Source organism: Ruegeria sp. SCP11 (assembly GCF_040329455.1).
Taxonomy (GTDB): domain Bacteria; phylum Pseudomonadota; class Alphaproteobacteria; order Rhodobacterales; family Rhodobacteraceae; genus Ruegeria; species Ruegeria atlantica_E.
The window spans coordinates 274,189-293,249 of the sequence record NZ_JBDZYG010000005.1; the positions used below are offsets into that span (position 1 = coordinate 274,189).

Sequence of the window (19,061 nt, forward strand, 5' to 3'; positions counted from 1 at the left end):
TCTGGGGGCGGTTCCGGCCCGGCTCAGAGTAACCCTTCGGAGCGCAGCAGTTCCTGCATGTTTGCCTCGGGGCGCGGGCCGATATGGCTGATCACTTCACGGGCACAGACATTGCCGATTTTTGCGCAGGTCTCGTAATCGCGGCCTGTGGCCATACCGAACAGGAACCCGGCGGCGAACTGGTCGCCTGCGCCGGTCGCGTCTACCGGAATCACCTTTTCTACGGGTACGTCAATGCGCTGGCCGTCATACAGAACCGTCACGCCATCTCCCGACCGGGTGCACACGACCAGAGGACAAATCTCGGCTGTTTTGGCTAATGCCTCTTCCAGATCTTCGGTTTCGAACAAAGACTTGATCTCGGCTTCGTTGCCGATAAGGAAATCCAGCTCATTTTCGATCAGCAGCAGAAAATCGACCCGGTGACGCTCCACGCAGAACGGATCAGAGATTGCGATCCCGGCCTTGCCACCGCCCTTGTGGCAGGTGCGCGCGGCCTCAAGAAACGCGGCCTTGCCCTTTTCCTTGTCAAACAGATAGCCTTCAAGGAACATGATCTTGCTGTTGCCTGCCACGTCCTGAGAGACATCGTCGGAGGACAGTTCAGAAGAAATCCCCAGATAGGTGTTCATCGACCGCTCGCCATCGGGCGAGACAAAGATCATCGACCGCGAAGTCGGAAGTTCCCCACCCGGCACCGGTGGGTTGACGAAATCGACGCCGTCCTCGTTCATCGCATCCGCGTAGAAGCGGCCCAGAGCGTCATCATGCACGCGACCGATGAATGCGGAATCCAGGCCAAGCGCGCCAGCCCCAGCAATGGTATTGGCGACCGAGCCACCCGGCGTCTGCACCCGGCCTTCCATCGAGGCATAGAGAACTTCACCGCGTTCCTGCTCGATCAGCTGCATGATGCCCTTTTCGATGCCCATCAATTCCAGGAAACTGTCATCGGCCTGGGAAATCACGTCCACAACGGCATTTCCGATGCCGACAAGCTGGTAAGTTTTCATAGGTTCTTGTCCTCAAATTCGCAGAGATCGCGGATAATGCAGGTGCCGCACATAGGTTTGCGCGCCTTACAGTGATAGCGGCCATGCAGGATCAGCCAGTGATGCGCATGTAGCTGAAAGTCGGTTGGGATGTTGTCTTCGATGGCGCGTTCGACAGCGTCCACGTTTTTGCCCGGGCATATGCCGGTACGGTTTCCGACACGAAAGATATGCGTGTCCACCGCCTGAGCGGGATAACGCCACCACATGTTCAAAACCACATTCGCCGTCTTGCGCCCTACGCCCGGCAGCGATTGCAACGCTGCGCGTGAGTTGGGCACCTTACCGTCGTAGTCCTCGACCAGAATGCGACTAAGCTTAATGACGTTCTTGGCTTTCTGGCGAAACAGGCCGATAGTCTTGATGTGTTCGATCAAGCCCTCTTCGCCCAGATCTAGCATCTTCTGTGGCGTGTCGGCGATCTTGAACAGTTCACGCGTGGCTTTGTTGACGCCCGCATCGGTTGCCTGCGCCGATAGCGCCACAGCAACGACCAGAGTATAGACGTTCACATGCTCCAACTCGCCCTTGGGTTCGGGGTCGGCCTCCTGAAAACGCGTAAAGATCTCGCGGATTCGGTGATATCCAAGTTGTTTTGCCATCCGGGCCTTAATGCCGCCCGGGGACGTGTGACACAAGCCCAAAGCCAATGCGCATGTTCCGGGTCGCGGGGGCGTGACCGGCGCGCTATGTTTAATCCCAGACAATGAGGTGAGAGACATGAACGTCCAGACCCCCGAAAGCGGCTATCACTACAACGTCATGCGGCGCGCGATCGAGCTGATCGACCAGGGCGGTGAAAGCCTCAGCCTTGACGAGCTGGCCCGCCAGATGGACATGAGCCCGGCCCATTTCCAGCGCCTGTTCTCACGCTGGACCGGTGTATCGCCGAAACGGTATCAGCAATACCTGACATTGGGCCATGCCAAGGCGCTGCTGCGTGAACGGTTCACGACATTGGAAACTGCGCATAACGTCGGCCTCTCCGGCAGCGGCCGCCTGCATGATCTGTTCCTTAAATGGGAATCCATGAGCCCCGGCGAATACGCTCGCAAAGGCGCTGGCCTGACGATCTATTGGGGCTGGTTCGAAAGCCCCTTTGGCCCGGCACTTGTCATGGGCACCGACAAGGGCATCTGCGGCATGGCTTTCGGCGCCGAGACCGGCGAGGAGGAGGCGATGGAGGATATGCTGTCCCGCTGGCCGCAGGCAGAGTTCTTCGAGGACCCAATGCGCCTGCGTCCCTGGGTGCTGAGCGCCTTCGGGTCTGTCAGCGACCGGCTGGAACCAACGCCGCTGTACTTGATCGGCTCACCCCTGCAGATCAAAGTGTGGGAAGCGCTGATGCATATCCCGTCCGGTCAGGTCACAACCTATTCCGAAATCGCGGAACGTGTGGGCTCACCACAGGCGGTGCGCGCCGTTGGCACGGCGGTCGGGCGCAACCCTGTCAGCTGGCTGATCCCGTGTCACCGGGCATTGCGCAAATCCGGTGGTCTGGGCGGTTACCATTGGGGTCTGCCGGTCAAACGCGCAATGTTGGCTTATGAAGCCGCTCAGGCGGACGCCTGAGACATAGAGCGAGGCACCGTTAAGTGCCTCTCAACTGGATCAAATTATTCTGCGACCCAACCGCCGACAGCTTTGACTTCCAGGAAGTCTTCCAATCCCCAGACGCCGCCTTCGCGCCCGTTCCCGGATTGCTTCATTCCCCCGAACGGAGAGCCCGCGCTGCGCGATTGGCCGTTCATTTCCACCATGCCCGACCGCAACACGCGCGCCATGCGGTTGGCACGTGCGCCGTCCTGCGTCTGGACATAGTTGGTCAGGCCGTAAGGTGTGTCATTGGCGATCTCAACCGCCTCTTGCTCGGTGTCGAAGGGGATCATGGTCAGGACCGGGCCAAAGATTTCCTCGCGGGCGATGGTCATCTGGTTGTGGGCGTCGGCAAAGACCGTGGGGCGCACGTAGTAGCCCTTGTTCAGCCCTTCGGGTCGCCCGGTGCCGCCTGCAACCAGACGGGCGCCCTCATCAATGCCCTTCTGGATCAAGTCCTGAATCTTGGTCCACTGGACTTCATTCACCACCGGGCCGATATGGCGGCCTTCTTCAAGCGCCGGTCCTACAGCGACCATGTTGGCCAATTCGGCAGCGGTCTCGACCGCCTGATCATAGATCGGGCGCTGCACCAGCATACGGCTGGGGGCGTTACAGCTTTGGCCGGTGTTCTGCATCATGTGCAACACACCACGTTTGACCGCCTTGTCATCGGCATCGGAAAAGATAACATTCGCGCCCTTACCACCCAACTCCAGATGCACCTTTTTCAGCGTCTCTGCAGCGGCTTTGGAAATTGCCGTTCCTGCGCGTGTCGAGCCGGTAAAGCTGACCATATCCACATCAGGATGCGCGGACAGCTGAGAACCAACCCCGATGCCATCCCCGTTCACCAGATTGAATACCCCGGCGGGGAACCCTGCTTCGTCCATCATCTCTGCAAAGATCATCGCGTTCAGCGGGCTTTGTTCTGATGGTTTCAGCACCATCGTACAGCCCGCAATCGCTGCCGCCCCTACCTTGAGCGTGATCTGGTTCATCGGCCAGTTCCACGGGGTGATCAGGGCTGCCACGCCCACGGCCTCATAGATGATCCGGTCATTGGGCGCGTGATCGCCTAGTGGGCGTTCGAATTGGAACGCCTTTGCGGCGCGAATGAAGTTCTTGAGGTGATAAATCCCGGCACCTGACTGTGCGCTGCGCGACAGGTCCAGCGGCGCGCCCATTTCAAGTGACATCGCCTGCGCCAAATCTTCGGACCGAGTCTGGTAGATCTCCGCGAGTTTTTCCACCAGCGCGATGCGATCCGCAACCGGTGTTGCCATCCAGCCGGGCAGGGCGGCCTTGGCGGCGGCGACGGCGGCATCCGTATCTGCCTGCCCGCCCAGCGAGATCACGGCGCAGGACTCCTCGGTCGAGGGGTCGATCACGTAAAAGTCATTGGCAGTCGACGGGGCGACCCACTGACCGTTGATGTAGAATTCGCGTTTTTCGATCATGACGCATCCTCATGTTCCAGCTGTCCGAAGTTGGTGTGTTGGGGCACTCTGGCAGCAGAGCGAGCGGGCGGCAAGGAATAATTTGATCAAATTATTTAGTGCCTATGCATGGTTTAACAATTGCGCAAAGTGTTTAGGTTTACGGCAACCGACTCGGGTTTTTACAAGAAGGGAGATGCATCATGGGTTTGCGCATCAACGATACGGTTCCGAATTTCACCGCAGAAACGGATCAGGGCACCATTCAGTTTCACGATTGGATTGGCGACAACTGGGCCATCCTGTTCTCGCACCCCAAAGATTTCACCCCTGTCTGCACCACTGAGTTTTCCGCTGTGGCGCAGCTGAATGACGAATGGGCCGCGCGGGGAACCAAAGTGATCGGCGTGTCGGTGGACAATGTCGAAGACCATAAGAAGTGGAAGAAAGACATCGAAGCCTATGGCAATGCCAACCCGGGCTTCCCGATCATCGCCGACGACGGACTGGCCGTATCCAAGGCCTTCGACATGCTTCCAGCCGAGGCCTATCTGCCCGATGGCCGTACTCCTGCGGACAGTGCAACGGTACGCTCGGTCTTTATCATCGGGCCAGACAAACAACTTAAACTGTCGATGACCTACCCGATGACTGTAGGCCGCAACTTTGCCGAGATCCTACGTGCGCTGGACGGTTTGCAGATGTCGGCTAAAGGCGTTGCGACGCCTGCCAACTGGGTGCCGGGTGAGGACGTGATCATTCCGCCCGCAGTATCGAACGACGAAGCGAAAGAGAAGTTCGGCGATTTCGAGACGATCTTTCCCTATCTGCGTAAGACCAAGGCTCCGTCTTAAGGCGGGACCGGGTCAGGGGGGCTGTCTGCCCCCCATCGCGCCATGGGGCGCGGTGCCCCGAGGATACTTCTGGCCAGATGAAGCGGGCGGGGGACGAGTAGCCGTTTGGAAATACGAACTTTGTCTGGCGGACAAGTGCCGTGACGCAGAGCGCTTCTGACGCTGAGTGTGCGGAAGTTTCACCTTGCCTATTTGGCTAATGGGATGAAACGTGCGCGAAAACACGGCTGGGGCCTTACTTTTTGGCGGGCGAGCCGCTGGCTCAGTTGCCTGTCAGCCAATTTTAGGACCCGGCGAATTTATTGTGACTTCGAACTGGAGCACGCAGGTCTCGGGCTTGCGAAAGTCTACTGAACCAACCTTGCGCCCAACATCGTCAGTGGCGGCTCAATAAGGTCCTTGGTTCGGGAAATGACAAAAATATGCTAGGGTAACGCAGGCAGACCACCTTCAGGCAGGCGATCATCAACATCGGGCATTCACACTGTGCATAACAGGAGAAGACGATGGCATTTGTTGATTGGTACATTGAAGGCGATGCTTTTGGGAACTGCAATTGCGGCTATGCATGCCCATGCCAATTCGAAGACCTACCGACCCATGGTCACTGTCGCGGTTTCGAGGTTCTAGAAATCACAAAGGGACACTTTGGAGATACGGATTTGACCGGCACCAAGGCGGCGCTGATCTACGCCTGGCCGGGTCCGGTCTTTGAGGGCGGCGGCGAGTTGCAGGTTATTATCGATCCCAGTGCTACGGAGGCGCAGCGAACCGCGCTGGAAAAGGTCTTTCACGGTAAGGAAACTGAAGAAATGGCGACCCATTGGTTCGTCTTTCGGGCGATGTGTGACACCGTACATGAGACGCTGCACCTACCGATAGATTTTAAGATGGACATGGAGGAGCGCTCGGCCAGTGTCACGATAGGTGATGTGCTGACTTCGACCGGGCGACCGATTGAGGCACCGCATGGCGGAGGCCCGCATCGTGTGCGGATCGACATCCCCGGCGGTATCGAATTCACTTTGGCCGAAATCGGCAGCGCCTCGACCAAGGCGGATGCGGCGATCAAACTGGATCTGAACGATAGCTACGGCCAATGGCATGTCATGAAACACGGGCCGTCAGGTGTAGCGCACTAAGCGTCAGGCTTCGCCGAAATCTACCAGAACCGGAGCGGTGTCATAGATGATCCGAACCGATTTGAAGCGACTCTTGTCTTCAGTCAGTTCGAACAGGTCGACGCATTCGATAGTCTCAGGGTGCCCGTCCCGGATGGTGCGCGTGTAATCGAAATGCACAGCCATTTGTGGTGAGCCTGAGGTGTCGGCGAAGGTGTTCTTGTGAATTGTTGTCCGGTCGTGGGTGATGTGCATGACGTTGGTGTAAAAGTCCCGCGCCGGTTGCTTGCCCGAGATCGGGGATGTTGCCGTTGCATCCTCGGCAAACAGGTTCAGCATTTCAGACACATCACCGCTTTCGATAGCCTGTAAATACTGTCGCGCCAACGCGTCCATACGATCTTTGTCCGACATCGCCATCCCTCCTGCTGGGGCTGACGGCACTGTACCACAAAAAAGGCCCCGGTGGTTCCACCGAGGCCTTCGTCACTTGAGAAAAGAGCAGATTATTCTGCGCTTTCCTCTTTCTTTTCTTTCTTCTCAGGAACGATCTCTTCGCCGGTTTCCTGATCGACGATCTTCATCGACAGGCGAACCTTGCCGCGATCGTCAAAGCCCAGCAGCTTGACCTTCACTTCCTGACCTTCCTTCAGAACATCCGAGGGATGGTTCAGGCGGCGGTTTTCGATCTGGGACACGTGGACCAGACCGTCGCGCTTGCCAAAGAAGTTCACGAAGGCGCCGAAGTCGACGATCTTGACCACTTTACCGGTGTAGATCTGACCTTCTTCCGGCTCGGCCACGATCGAATAGATCATGTCATAGGCCTTTTTGATCGATTCACCATCCGGCGAGGCGATCTTGATGACGCCGTCGTCGTTGATGTCGACCTTGGCACCCGAGGTTTCCACGATCTCGCGGATGACCTTACCGCCCGAGCCGATCACTTCACGGATCTTGTCGGTCGGGATGTTCATGGTTTCGATACGCGGGGCGTGGACTGAGAATTCGTTGGTCTCGGACAGCGCTTTGCCCATCTCGCCCAGGATGTGCATCCGGCCTTCTTTGGCCTGTGCCAGAGCGGTTTCCATGATCTGCGGCGTGATGCCTGCGACCTTGATGTCCATCTGCAGCGAGGTGATGCCGTTTTCGGTACCTGCCACTTTGAAGTCCATGTCGCCCAGGTGGTCTTCATCACCCAGAATGTCGGTCAGAACAGCGTACTCACCGTCATCTTCCAGGATCAGACCCATGGCCACACCGGCAACAGGCGCTTTCAGCGGAACACCAGCATCCATCATCGACAGCGAACCGCCGCAGACAGAGGCCATCGAGCTTGAGCCATTGGATTCAGTGATCTCCGACACCACGCGAACGGTGTAGGGGAAGTCGGTCGGCGCAGGCAGAACAGCCTGCAGTGCGCGCCATGCCAACTTGCCGTGGCCGATCTCACGACGGCCGGGCGACCCAACGCGGCCCACTTCACCCACCGAATACGGAGGGAAGTTGTAGTGCAGCAGGAAGTTCGATTTGAAGTTGCCATGCAGTGCGTCGATGAATTGCTCGTCATCACCGGTGCCCAGCGTGGTCACGGCCAGCGCCTGCGTTTCACCACGGGTGAACAGGGCGGAACCATGGGTGCGCGGCAGCAGCGAGGTTTCGGCGTCGATGGCGCGAACATCGGTGGTCGAACGACCGTCGATGCGCTTACCGCCTTTGACGACGTCACCGCGCAGGATGCCTGCTTCCAGCTTTTTCATCGCCGAACCCAGGTTGCCGTCTTCCAACTGTTCCTCGGTCAGCGCTTCCTTGATCGCTTCACGCGCAGCGGCAACAGCGGCGGTGCGCTCTTGCTTGTCGGTGATCGCGAAGGCGGCGCGCATCTGCTCTTCACCGGCTGCGGCAACAGCGGCGTACAGCTCCGAGTAATCGGGGGCGACGAATTCAAACGGCTCTTTCGCGGTTTCTTCGGCCAGATCGATGATCAGGTCCAGAACCGGCTGGATCTGCTCGTGCGCAAAGTTCACCGCGCCCAGCATTTCAGCCTCGGACAGCTCATAGGCTTCCGATTCCACCATCATCACGGCGTTCTTGGTACCGGCGACAACCAGATCCAGACGCTGTTCGGGGTTCAGGCGCAGGTCCTGCATGTCGTCCACGGTCGGGTTCAGGACGTATTCGCCATCCACGAAACCAACACGGGCACCGGCGATCGGGCCCATGAACGGCGCGCCGGAAATGGTCAGAGCAGCCGAGGCAGCGATCATTGCAACGATGTCGGGGTCGTTGACCAGATCGTGGCTCAGCACGGTGCACATCACCAGAACTTCGTTTTTGAAGCCGTCAACGAATAGTGGGCGGATCGGACGGTCGATCAGACGCGCGGTCAGCGTCTCTTTCTCGGTCGGGCGCGCCTCGCGCTTGAAGAAGCCACCCGGAACCTTGCCAGCGGCATAGTATTTCTCTTGATAGTGCACGGTCAGCGGGAAAAAGTCCTGGCCGGGCTTTTGTTGCTTGGCAAAGGTCACGTTCGCCATGACGCTGGTTTCGCCCAGCGTGGCGATCACGGTGCCGTCGGCCTGACGGGCAACCTTGCCGGTTTCCAGTGTCAGCGTCTCTTCGCCCCACTGAATCGATTTCTTTGTTACATCAAACATATGCGTATCCTAGATGGGAGCACTCCCGGCCCTCCGGGTCTCCCGTTTTGCATGGCGGCCCCATTGCCGCCGACCCGATTTTAACTTTCGTCTGAGTGCCGGGGTCAGGGCACAACGTCTCAGATGCAGCGCGCATACATGAGATTGCGCCCAAAGGAAAGCGAAACCGAACTGATTGGGCGGTTGACCGCCCTGTTGATTTCATGAGGATTGCAGCATGGACGCCGGGCTGTTGCGCCCGCTAAGATACCGGTGCAATGCAGAATTCAGGCGGAGACTGCGGATGAAAATCTGGTTGAAGATTGCATCACTGGTGTTGTTGGGTCTGACCGGTTCTGCGTATGCCGCGCCAGGCACGCCGCTGGACTGGGCGGCTCTTCCGGACCCGGCGGCGCAGAGCTACGACGACCCGTTTCGTGACCTTACACCTGAACAGTTCGACGACCTGTTGTTTGCTTTGCGCCTGCGTGGCCGTTTGCAACAGGACGTCGGCAGCGCCGAAGAACATCAGAAATGGCAGGAGCTTCTGACCGAAACAGAAGAAGCCCTTGCCGCCGATCAGATCGACATCGACTGGCTGCTGTCCCAGCGCGAGGTAGTTATTGCGCGCCGCGAAAGGGCTGAAACCAGCGGAAACCCCAACCTCGACGGGCAGACGGTAACCCTTATGGGTTTTGCCCTTCCCGCGCCACCGGATGACGACGGACAATCGGTGGTTTATCTGGTGCCACAACCCGGTATGTGTAGTCATCTGCCGCCTCCCGCACCAAATCAGATGATCCGGGTGAAACTGCGTGACGGTTGGACGCCCGCCTATGTCCATGAACCGGTGCGTCTGACGGGCCAGTTGGTTATTGATCCTTCAGACTACGAGATGAACGTGGTCGATGGGTTGATGCCAATGCGCGCCACTTTCCGCATGGATGCCGAAATTGTGGAGACTTTGGAGAACCGCAGTGGCGAAACCGCTTGGAAACCTACCATAGAGGACCAGCTGCGGGCTGCGGGCAGTCGCAAAACCGGTGGCGAGCAGACGCCGGAATAGGCGCCCGATACCCCTAATTTAATAGGAAAAAACATCGAAATTTGAATGCATTTTGCGAATTTTTGATGACGGTGTAAGCTCTTACCGTAAGACCTGCGGTCGAAATGACGGGAAACGCGCCAAGGGGAATCCGAAAGTACCGCCGTCCACCGACCGAAGACCTTGGCGTTTGCACGCAGCAAACTGAGGGAAAGTCGAATGGCACAAACCAAGAAAATGCTGGATCCGGATCCTCGGATCTATGATTTTGAAACCGAGTATGAGCTTGGACAAGATAATGTCCGGCCCTTCGGTCTGGACATCCACAACCCGGTCTTCTTGATCTCGAGCATCGTGATTTTTGCGTTCGTTCTGATCGCATTAGCAAACCAAGAGGCCGCCGCAACGTTCTTTGGCTGGCTCCGGCCATGGCTGACCAGCACGTTTGACTGGTTCCTGGTTCTGTCTGTCGACTTGATCACGCTGTTCTGTCTGGTGCTGATCATTTTGCCTGTCGGAAAGGTGCGGATCGGCGGCAAGGACGCCAAGCCCGACTACTCCTACGCGGGGTGGATCGCGATGATGTTCGCGGCCGGCATCGGTATTGGTCTTTTGTTCTTTGGCGTGATGGAGCCTGTCTACTACAACTTTGCCGAGGACGGGAACGCGCGCCCGTTGGGTATCGATATCGCGGTGCCGGGTAATGAATACATCGGTATTGTTGGCACGATCCACCACTGGGGGCTTGAGGGCTGGGCGGTCTATGCCGCTGTGGGCCTAAGCCTTGCGATCTTCAGCTATAATCTGGGTCTGCCTTTGACCCTGCGCTCGGCATTCTATCCGCTTCTGGGTGAACGCGTCTGGGGCTGGTGGGGCCATATCATCGACACGCTGGCGGTGTTTGCGACGCTGTTCGGTTTGACCACTTCACTGGGTCTGGGCGCGCAACAGGTCGCGGCGGGGCTGAACGAGGTGTTCGGAATCGCACCCAGCCCAACCGTCGTCGTCCTGTTGATCATCGGCATCACCATGATCGCGCTGGGCTCGGTGCTGCTGGGCATGGATGCGGGGGTGAAACGGCTGAGTGAAATCAACATGGTTATGGCCGTAGGCCTGTTCCTGTTCGTGATCGCAGTTACCGGCATCGGAACCGCCATCGCGCGGTATTTCAATGTGATGACGGATTACGTGCTGCATCTGCCAGCTCTGTCCAACCCGTTCGGTCGAGAGGACACCAGCTACTTCCACGGCTGGACGACGTTCTATTGGGCCTGGTGGATCGCGTGGTCGCCGTTTGTGGGCATGTTCATCGCCCGCATCTCTAAAGGCCGCACGGTGCGAGAGTTCGTTATCTGCGCCTTGCTTGCGCCGACAGCGGTTTGCGCCCTGTGGATGTCGACATTTGGCGGCGCTGCCATCGACATGCTGAACACAGGCGGAGCCGAAGGTGTTCGCGCTACGGTGATCGACAGCTACGCGCCCGAAGGTGCCTTGTTTGGCTTCCTGAAAGAACTGCCGCTTTACGGCATCGTGGCTCCGATCGCGCTGATCCTGATCGTGATCTTCTTCGTTACCTCATCGGATTCCGGCTCGCTGGTGATCGACACGATCACGGCTGGCGGCAAGATGGATGCGCCGGTTATCCAGCGCGTCTTCTGGTGCACGTTGGAGGGACTCGTCGCCATCGCGTTGTTGCTTGGAGGAGGTCTCTCCGCCCTGCAAGGTGCCGCGGTGTCTACCGGTATCCCCTTTACGCTTGTGGTTCTGATGATGTGCTACTGCCTGTGGCTGGCGCTGAAGTCGGAGAAGGCAAAGATGTAAGATCTGGGTCTTTATAAATTGAGACGCCCGCCATGAGGCGGGCGTTTCTTTGTTGGGTTTGTTGTTCAGCGGTGTCCACCACAAAATCTGTGACGACAGCGGTCGCGCTGGGGCCGCGTTCACATGCCGTGGCATACGCGGCCTGCTTAATTTCGGTGTCAATCTGTCGGCGTCACGTCGACAATAGTCGGTTCGCGATTGCCGCTGGTTTCAAATACGATCATCTCGTCGCCCATGGCACCAAAATCGATCTGCTTCAGGTCCACCATATGCACAGTCCGGTCGTACATTGTGTGGTAGTAGTAGGTAAGGTTTTGGGAGTCGCTGGCAGTCGTCACCTGGGTTGCGCTGTAGAGCAAGTCTTCCGATTGAACATCGTCCTGGGCACCTTCGGCAGCATCAGCTGGGATGTTGAAATTGTCGAGAATTCGGAAAGCTTCCCGTACCGTGTCATAGCCGCCCTCTGTTTCCCGTGCGGTTTGCGAGAATGCGACGGCGCGCACAAAACGCGACGGGGGCGTGAAATCGCCCGGAAGACCGATCATGCCGCTTCCCGCGCCGAGCGGAGCAAAGGTGACGCCGCTGACTTCGACTTCGGGCAGGCCGATTGCTGAAAGGTTGACGTAATTGTTGAGGTTCGTCATGTGCCAATCGTAAGTTGGCGAATTGGTGATTACTCCGAGTGGGGCCTCAAAGACCGTCAACTCGCCATCAATGTACTCAATAACGATCCGTCCACCAAAGCGGTCCGCCACCAACATGTGGAATGGAAACGGAAAACCAAGCGTCTCGTCCACAACGCCTACGACACGAACGTCTTCAAGACCTGCCCGAGCTTCCTCTACCGTTTCGAACATCGACAAGACATAGCTGGCCAGTAAATCGCCGGGGATCGAGTTATCCGCAAGTTCTGGCAGATACTCTTGGTATTCGGTGAAGCCCGGTAGGTAGAACAGCCCGGCAGTCAACCCTGCTTCGTTGATCCCATCGGCGGGCGCGCCGTGATCTAACATGCTGATGCCGGCCATTCCAAAACGTCCGGTCCAGGAAGCCCCTTCCTGGCCGTCCGGCATCTCTCCCGCACTATATGAGTATCCGCGTGGGATTATATTGATCTTTGTCTCGAGATCGAACGGTCCCCATTCTGCTGTTCTTGCCCGAACGATACTTCCATCACTGCCGGTTAGCATGATCCCGGTGCATGCCCATGCTATCGATACGGTTGAAATAAGGGCGACCGTGGCGCGAATACCGGTCTTCAGGAAGCTGAATATCGTCATCAAGTATCTCCTTATTGCCTGCATATCAAAATGAGAGCAGATTGTTTGGATGACGACATGTTGGTCGCTTGATGCACAAGTGGCAACTTTTTCTTCGGGAACGTGCGACAAAGAAAAAACGCCTACCACATGGCAGGCGTTTTGATTTTCAAAGCGGGTTGAGAACCCTTGGTAAGCGCCAATGTGGCGATTAGCGGCGGATGCCCAGCTTTTTAATCAGGTCCTGATAACGCGCTTCTTCTTTGCCCTTCAGGTAGTCCAGAAGCTTACGGCGCTGGGCGACCATTTTCAGCAGACCGCGACGACCGTGGTTGTCTTTCTTGTGGGTCTTGAAGTGCTCGGTCAGGGTGTTGATGCGCGAGGTCAGTATGGCAACCTGGACTTCAGGCGAACCGGTGTCGCCCTCTTTGGTTGCGAATTCTTTCATGACGCGTGTTTTTTCAGCGGCAGTAATCGACATCGGGGTCTCCTTTAAAGGTTAGAGTTGATGGCGCAGGCCGGGATGTCGTCCAGCGCAGGCCCATGGAGAAAACCGCACCGTTTCCGATACGGATGCGCGCGTATAAGCGTATTTTGAGCGAATGGCAAAGGGATTCTAGCGGGTCAGCCCAAGGCGCTCAGCCGTGCCAGTTCAGCTTCGGCAATCAGCTGGATATCCTCCGCGGTTATCCCGTCGACCCCAAGCAGGTGCGCCACATTTTGCCCGGCGATCTGAACATGGGTCAGGTTTTCGTTGTCGGCGTCCTTCTCGATCTGGATATCGGGATCTTCCTGACCATCCCACGAAATAAACAGTTTGTCCTGACCCGGCTGGAAATCCATCACGGTGATAGCTTCGTCTTCAGGTTCGGGCGCGAGGACGATGTCGTCGGCGCCGTCCCCACCCGTCACGATGTCACCGCCGTCGGCCAGGATCGTATCCTGACCGGCGCCACCGTTCAGAAAATCGGAGGAGTGTTCGTTCTCGCCGTCGTCGCCGGTTAGGAAGTCGTCGCCATCTCCGCCGAACAACACATCCCGGCCGGCGCCTCCGTGCAGTTTGTCGTCGCCAAAGCCACCGTGCAGAGCGTCGTCGCCTTCTCCCCCGATCAGAATGTCTTCATCCTGACCGCCATAAAGGTCGTCATCGCCTTCTCCCCCGTCAATTCGATCCTGCCCGAAGTGACCGTAAAGCGCATCGTCGCCTTCTTCTCCGATCAACAGGTCGTCGCCACCCTCGCCATGAAGGGTATCGTCGTCGCTACCGCCTGCGATGAAATCGACCCCTTCGCCCCCATGCAAAACATCATTGCCAGCACCGCCATGGATCAAGTCATCCCCATCAAATCCGTTGATCTGATCGTCCCCCTCCAACCCGGTCAGCACATCGTTTCCATCGGTGCCTGTGATGACCAGGTCGCCTTCGAATTCGGACAGGATGGTCCCGGTCGAGAGTTCCGCAGCTTCAGCGCTTTCTTCAGGTGTAGCCGGTTCTTCTGCGCTTTCGTCAATTTCAAGGTAGTTGCCTTCAGAGATTTCGTCGGGCTGGTCTTCGATGCTGTCGTCATCGTCGAGGTCGTCATCGGCCATGAACGCATCACTCACTGCGTAGGCGGCGCCCCCAACGGCGGCCAGGCTCAGGAATCCGATCAGAAACATGGGAACCCTCCGTCAACGTATTGCTCCGAGGATAAATGTCTCATGAGATCAATCTCTTGGTCAAAGCCAAGCTGATCTTGTGGTTAACCCTTTGTCACCATGGTTCGGGTTGCTGGGTATAGGCGATATAGAGTGGATGCTTCGGATGCCCGGCTTTGGTCAGACCCAGATGGAACAGCGGTTGGCCAGTGCCGCGCAGCAGGGTTTCGACCGCAGGTCCACGCTCCAGATGCGCGCCGTGAGTGCCCCAAGCCGCGATAACCTGATCGGCCCAGCCCACACCGTCCAGAATAGCCGCGTCATTCTCAGGCCCCACCGGATCGACAGCGGCGCGCATCTTGCGCGGGTCGGTATCGCGCCATGCAAAGATGTTGGTCACTTGAAACGCGCCGAATCCCAACGCCCGCGCGCGGCGTTCGCAGCGTTCAACCGTGGGGTCGTTCTGCACCTCGGTCGCGGTGGATGGGTTTAGCATCACGAACAGCGCTTTGCGCCCCGCCGGGTCCCAGATGCGGGTCAGGCTATAGCGATACTTCTCGCAATCGGAGTATACGGCGGTCGAGGGCGCGTCGCCCTTGGTATGGGAGCGGGTGATCATGCCACCCGCCTAGCACGCCGTTCAGTCAACGAACACCCGGTTGGGATGCAATTCCCCGGATTTGTAGATGCCCACCGCCACAGCCTTGCCATCCAGCGAGGCCCAGGCCTCATCGCCGTATTCCACGTCCGAGGCCAGAACCATGCCCGGATTGCCGTTGCGCAGTCGGGTGGCACCTTCGGGTGTGCATTTCAATTCAGGCAGGTCGGCGAGTCCGGTCTCCAGCGGGTGCAGGTATTCGTCCAGCGCGGTGGTCTTGGCCATCTCGTCGATCTGTTCGATGGACAGGCCATCTTCAACCTCGAACGGACCAGACCAGATGCGGCGGAGGACTTTGACGTGACCATGACATCCCAGCGCCGCACCCAGATCGCGGGCGATCGAGCGGACATACCCGCCTTTACCGCAGGTCATTTCCAACACGACATGATCTTCGTCTGGACGGTCGACCAGAATCAATTCCTCGACCCATAGCGGGCGGGCGGACAGTTCCACGTCCTCTCCATCTCGGGCCAGTTTGTAGGCGCGCTGACCGTCGATTTTCACGGCCGAGAACTTGGGCGGCACCTGCATGATGTCGCCCAGGAACGGGGCCAGCGCTTGTTTGATATCGTCATCCGAGGGGCGCGCATCGCTTTCGGCAATCACTTCGCCCTCGGCATCGTCGGTGTTGGTGGCCTGACCCAGACGTACGGTGAAGGTATAGGCCTTCAGCGCGTCGGTGATGTAGGGAACGGTTTTGGTCGCCTCGCCCAAGGCCACGGCCAACACGCCAGTTGCCTCTGGGTCCAGCGTGCCCGCATGGCCCGCTTTCTTGGCGTCCATCGCCCAACGCACCTTGTTGACCACCGCGGTCGAGGTCATGCCCGCGGGCTTGTCCACCACCAGCCAACCGGAAATGTCGCGACCCTTGCGTTTGCGTCCCATCTTGCACCTTGAATCTTGCTGAGGCGCGCGACCTAACGGATCGGTCGGGCGCTGTCAATTTAGCATGTCAGGACGGGTTTGCGTCAGGGAATATCCTGCACCACGCCTACGATCGGGCCTAGCGAAAACCCAACATCCGAACGGTTCGAAGCGCGGTCATACATGCGAGAGATATTGCCGTCGAGGAATAGTGCATTCGGGGTGTCCAGCACATCGCGGAACAGACTTCCGAACTCGTGAAAGGTGACATAGTCATCCGAAATCGCGAAAACCGCCCTCGTGCCGTCGGCGCTGGTACCCACCCCATTGCGCACGTAGAGCGAGGTCGAATCGGGCAGAAAACGCGGGTGCAACTCTCCGTCAATCACCAGCATCGGTCCGGATTGTGTGGCAAAACGGCATTCGGGCGCTTGGTCGACGAAATCCAGCGTCTCGTACACGTCGGCGCGGCCCTCGCGGATGCAGAATACACCGTTGGGCAGCAGGCCGAAATTGCCGGGGCCGGGGTTGGCGATCACGCGCATGACCTCTTCGCCTTGCTCCACATAGTAGCCGACGGGCGAGCGGTCATCGTGATACATTCCCGCGTTCATCGCAAATGCCAGACGCTGGCCATCAGGTTCAAGCGCCTCGTTCACCGATGAAAAGTGGCCTAGCAGGTCACCGTTGTCGTCATTCAGGAATAGGCGCAGGTCTTCGTTAGCGGCGTCCACCTCGCACACGGTGTACCGCTTGTCCTCGTTGGTGATCTTTTCACAGCTCACCGCTTCAGCTTGCGCGGCCCAAAGGACCGCGCTCAGCGTGGCCAGCGCTCGGATCACTCGTCCAGATCGCGGCGTACCGCGTCCTGTTCGAACATGCGGCGCGTGTCGTCCAAACGGTCAAACGTATCATCCAGACGGAACCGCAGATCGGGCGAGAATTTCAGGCCGACCTTCTTGCCGACCATGCGCCGCAGCTCGCCCTTGTTGCGGGCCAGCAGTTCAATCACATCCTCCTGCCCCTTGCCGCCCAAAGGCAGCACATAGGCGGTGGCGATCTTCAGATCGGGCGAGGTGCGTACCTCACCCACAGTGATCGACATGCGGTTCAGGTCGGGGTCGTGGACATCTCCGCGTGCCAGAACTTCGGACAGTGTGCGGCGGATGAGTTCGCCGACGCGCAGCTGTCGTTGGGACGGGCCGGGGCCATCGTGGAATTTGTTCTTTGCCATATCCCCGATCTAAGCCCAAAGCAGGGCTTTGCCAAGCGGGCGCGAACGGGGTAGGAGGCTTTGAGCCGACTTAAACAAAAAGGACCAGCGCAATGACCCATATTCCGGGGATCGTCATCACAGGGGCTTCGGGCCGCATGGGGCAGATGCTGATCAAGACCGTGACCGACAGCGATCAGGTACGTCTGGTCGGCGTGGTTGAACGCGCGGGCCACGACTGGATCGGTCAGGACGTGGGCGAAGCAATGGGCGGTCAGGCGCTGGGCGTGAAAGTCACCGATGATCCGCTTGAGGCGTTTGCACAGGCACAGGCGGTGATCGACTTTACAGCCCCCGAGGCGACTCTGGAGTTCGCCGCTCTGGCCGCGCAGGCACGGTGTGTGCATGTGATCGGTACGACAGGCATGACCGAAGAGCAGACCGCCGCGCTGGAACCTGCTGCGCGCCACGCAGTGATCGTGCGGGCCGGAAACATGAGCCTTGGCGTCAATCTGCTAGTGCAGTTGACCAAAAAGGTTGCCGCCGCGCTGGATGAGGATTTCGATATCGAGGTGATCGAAGGCCACCACCATCACAAGGTTGACGCGCCTTCGGGCACCGCGTTGATGCTGGGTGAAGCCGCCGCCGAAGGGCGGGGCGTCAATCTGGCCGATGTGTCGGATCGCGGTCGCGACGGAATCACCGGCGCGCGCCAACGCGGCAATATCGGCTTCCACGCCATTCGAGGTGGCGACATTGTGGGTGAGCATGACGTGTTGTTCGCCGCCCCCGGAGAACGCATCGTCCTGCGCCACTTGGCCACCGATCGGGCCATCTTTGCCCGGGGCGCATTGAAGGCAGCATTGTGGGGGCAGGGCAAAGCGCCTGGCCAATATGACATGGTGGATGTGCTGGGGCTGTAATCCCCGTCATCGAAACGCGGCCAGACCGGGCGGTTCTGCGCCGTCCTGTGCCGCCGTTGCAAAGAGCAGCCCCAACCGTTGCTTCCATATCGGGTACTGGCCAGTCAGAGCGTACGTGAGGCGCTCGGCCCCGATGGAAATGCCAAGGGGCGCGGCCTCGCCTCCGATCACGATCTCACCAATCTCGGTCCAGTTGGCGGAAGGGGGATAGGCGGTAGGGACCGGTTCATCCGTATCGCCCACGCGGTAGTAAACACCCATCGTCACGATGTAGTCATTGCCAAAGGGATCGGGAAAGAAAAAGCCCGAGGCATCGCGGGCTGCCAGGGCTTCGGTCTCATCCCGCAATAGGACCTTTTCGGAAAACGGCAGGCCGATCTCATCCAGCACCGGACGAATATTGTCGGCCTGGGGTACGCTGACAAATGCAATGCGGGACGGGTTTAGGTCGAAGACTTCGGTCAGAATGTGCATCATCAGACGCGTCGTAGCCTGACCGTCAGCGTCCGCGGGATGACAGCCGACCTCGTGAAACAGCGGCAACACGTCCGCACGCGATTTTTCGTCGACATCGGCAACTCTGGCCAGCGGTTGGATGACAAAAGCGTTCGAGGGCAACGTGGACTGATCGAAATCGTGCCGCAGCCCACCGTTATATTCATCACGCCCGGATGTAATGGTACGTGGCGCAACTTCGTTGACCCCAATTTCCGAGAACGTCGTGCTCAGATGATCGGCTGCAATACTAAGTGGCGCAACTTCGCTGAACCCAAGGTCCGAGAACGTCGTTCTCAGATGATCGAGCGTCTTGCTGAACTCCTGTTCGAACGCCTCATTCCGGTCTGCCGCTGCAATCGCCACACGTGGCAACAACGTTCCGACCGTTGCTGCGGTTCCCAACTGGACGACTCTGCGTCTGTTCAATCCCATCGGAGGCCT

At 58.4% G+C, this 19,061-nt stretch carries 19 protein-coding genes; 6 read left to right on the forward strand and 13 right to left on the reverse strand.

Annotation, left to right across the window (positions count from 1 at the left end; translation table 11 throughout):
* Positions 1 to 23: 23 nt before the first annotated feature.
* A complete protein-coding gene (locus ABLN94_RS10240; protein WP_352992088.1) occupies positions 24 to 1,013 on the reverse strand; it encodes an adenosine kinase in 990 nt (329 codons plus the stop codon).
* The gene (gene nth, locus ABLN94_RS10245; RefSeq protein WP_352992090.1) at positions 1,010 to 1,654 is read right to left on the reverse strand and encodes an endonuclease III; all 645 of its coding nucleotides are present in this window, start codon (positions 1,652 to 1,654) and stop codon (positions 1,010 to 1,012) included. The genes ABLN94_RS10240 and nth overlap by 4 nt, the downstream gene beginning before the upstream one ends.
* A gap of 118 nt (positions 1,655 to 1,772) precedes the next feature.
* On the opposite strand from nth, the gene ABLN94_RS10250 reads away from it, so the two are divergent.
* Positions 1,773 to 2,624 (forward strand): bifunctional helix-turn-helix domain-containing protein/methylated-DNA--[protein]-cysteine S-methyltransferase, encoded by an 852-nt coding sequence (locus tag ABLN94_RS10250; RefSeq protein ID WP_352992092.1) that lies wholly within the window; start codon positions 1,773 to 1,775, stop codon positions 2,622 to 2,624.
* A gap of 44 nt (positions 2,625 to 2,668) precedes the next feature.
* On the opposite strand, the gene ABLN94_RS10255 is transcribed toward ABLN94_RS10250, so the two are convergent.
* The gene (locus ABLN94_RS10255) at positions 2,669 to 4,108 is read right to left on the reverse strand and encodes an aldehyde dehydrogenase family protein (RefSeq protein ID WP_352992093.1); all 1,440 of its coding nucleotides are present in this window, start codon (positions 4,106 to 4,108) and stop codon (positions 2,669 to 2,671) included.
* 182 nt (positions 4,109 to 4,290) lie between these two features.
* On the opposite strand from ABLN94_RS10255, the gene ABLN94_RS10260 reads away from it, so the two are divergent.
* Entirely contained in the window at positions 4,291 to 4,941 is a 651-nt protein-coding gene (locus ABLN94_RS10260) for a peroxiredoxin (RefSeq protein ID WP_170488332.1), read from the forward strand.
* A gap of 506 nt (positions 4,942 to 5,447) precedes the next feature.
* Positions 5,448 to 6,083, forward strand: a complete 636-nt coding sequence (locus ABLN94_RS10265) for a DUF1326 domain-containing protein (RefSeq protein WP_352992095.1) — start codon at positions 5,448 to 5,450, stop codon at positions 6,081 to 6,083.
* Positions 6,084 to 6,086: 3 nt separating this feature from the next.
* Here ABLN94_RS10265 and ABLN94_RS10270 read toward each other — a convergent pair whose 3' ends face one another.
* Both ABLN94_RS10270 and pnp read right to left on the reverse strand, forming a co-directional pair.
* Complete coding sequence (locus ABLN94_RS10270) at positions 6,087 to 6,476, reverse strand: nuclear transport factor 2 family protein (RefSeq protein ID WP_352992097.1); 390 nt, start codon at positions 6,474 to 6,476, stop codon at positions 6,087 to 6,089.
* A 92-nt stretch (positions 6,477 to 6,568) separates the two neighbouring features.
* On the reverse strand, positions 6,569 to 8,719 hold the full coding sequence (gene pnp / locus ABLN94_RS10275; RefSeq protein ID WP_352992098.1) for a polyribonucleotide nucleotidyltransferase: 2,151 nt from the start codon (positions 8,717 to 8,719) through the stop codon (positions 6,569 to 6,571).
* Positions 8,720 to 9,002: 283 nt separating this feature from the next.
* Between pnp and ABLN94_RS10280 the strand changes: the two genes are divergently transcribed.
* Positions 9,003 to 9,764 carry a DUF3299 domain-containing protein gene (locus tag ABLN94_RS10280; protein ID WP_352992100.1) on the forward strand — a complete coding sequence of 254 codons (762 nt, stop codon included), beginning with the start codon at positions 9,003 to 9,005 and terminating at the stop codon, positions 9,762 to 9,764.
* Positions 9,765 to 9,962: 198 nt separating this feature from the next.
* Positions 9,963 to 11,564 (forward strand): BCCT family transporter, encoded by a 1,602-nt coding sequence (locus ABLN94_RS10285; protein WP_352992101.1) that lies wholly within the window; start codon positions 9,963 to 9,965, stop codon positions 11,562 to 11,564.
* Between the two features lie 158 nt (positions 11,565 to 11,722).
* Here the strand turns inward: ABLN94_RS10285 and ABLN94_RS10290 are convergent, their stop codons facing one another.
* From ABLN94_RS10290 to rbfA, 7 genes are all read right to left on the reverse strand, one after another.
* Entirely contained in the window at positions 11,723 to 12,844 is a 1,122-nt protein-coding gene (locus ABLN94_RS10290) for a choloylglycine hydrolase family protein (RefSeq protein ID WP_352992103.1), read from the reverse strand.
* Between the two features lie 190 nt (positions 12,845 to 13,034).
* Positions 13,035 to 13,304 (reverse strand): 30S ribosomal protein S15, encoded by a 270-nt coding sequence (gene rpsO, locus ABLN94_RS10295; RefSeq protein ID WP_170613058.1) that lies wholly within the window; start codon positions 13,302 to 13,304, stop codon positions 13,035 to 13,037.
* A gap of 143 nt (positions 13,305 to 13,447) precedes the next feature.
* On the reverse strand, positions 13,448 to 14,482 hold the full coding sequence (locus ABLN94_RS10300) for a calcium-binding protein (RefSeq protein ID WP_352992105.1): 1,035 nt from the start codon (positions 14,480 to 14,482) through the stop codon (positions 13,448 to 13,450).
* 94 nt (positions 14,483 to 14,576) lie between these two features.
* Positions 14,577 to 15,080 carry a DUF1643 domain-containing protein gene (locus ABLN94_RS10305; protein ID WP_352992107.1) on the reverse strand — a complete coding sequence of 168 codons (504 nt, stop codon included), beginning with the start codon at positions 15,078 to 15,080 and terminating at the stop codon, positions 14,577 to 14,579.
* A 21-nt stretch (positions 15,081 to 15,101) separates the two neighbouring features.
* A complete protein-coding gene (gene truB, locus ABLN94_RS10310; RefSeq protein WP_352992109.1) occupies positions 15,102 to 16,007 on the reverse strand; it encodes a tRNA pseudouridine(55) synthase TruB in 906 nt (301 codons plus the stop codon).
* Between the two features lie 83 nt (positions 16,008 to 16,090).
* A complete protein-coding gene (locus ABLN94_RS10315) occupies positions 16,091 to 16,828 on the reverse strand; it encodes a phosphodiester glycosidase family protein (RefSeq protein WP_352992111.1) in 738 nt (245 codons plus the stop codon).
* Positions 16,825 to 17,220, reverse strand: coding sequence for a 30S ribosome-binding factor RbfA (rbfA, locus tag ABLN94_RS10320; RefSeq protein WP_010438628.1), 396 nt, complete (start codon positions 17,218 to 17,220; stop codon positions 16,825 to 16,827). The genes ABLN94_RS10315 and rbfA overlap by 4 nt, the downstream gene beginning before the upstream one ends.
* Positions 17,221 to 17,312: 92 nt before the next feature.
* Between rbfA and dapB the strand changes: the two genes are divergently transcribed.
* Positions 17,313 to 18,122: a 4-hydroxy-tetrahydrodipicolinate reductase gene (gene dapB, locus ABLN94_RS10325; protein WP_352992113.1), complete on the forward strand. Its 810-nt coding sequence runs from the start codon at positions 17,313 to 17,315 to the stop codon at positions 18,120 to 18,122.
* Between the two features lie 6 nt (positions 18,123 to 18,128).
* On the opposite strand, the gene ABLN94_RS10330 is transcribed toward dapB, so the two are convergent.
* A complete protein-coding gene (locus ABLN94_RS10330) occupies positions 18,129 to 19,052 on the reverse strand; it encodes a hypothetical protein (RefSeq protein ID WP_352992115.1) in 924 nt (307 codons plus the stop codon).
* Positions 19,053 to 19,061 lie beyond the last annotated feature (9 nt).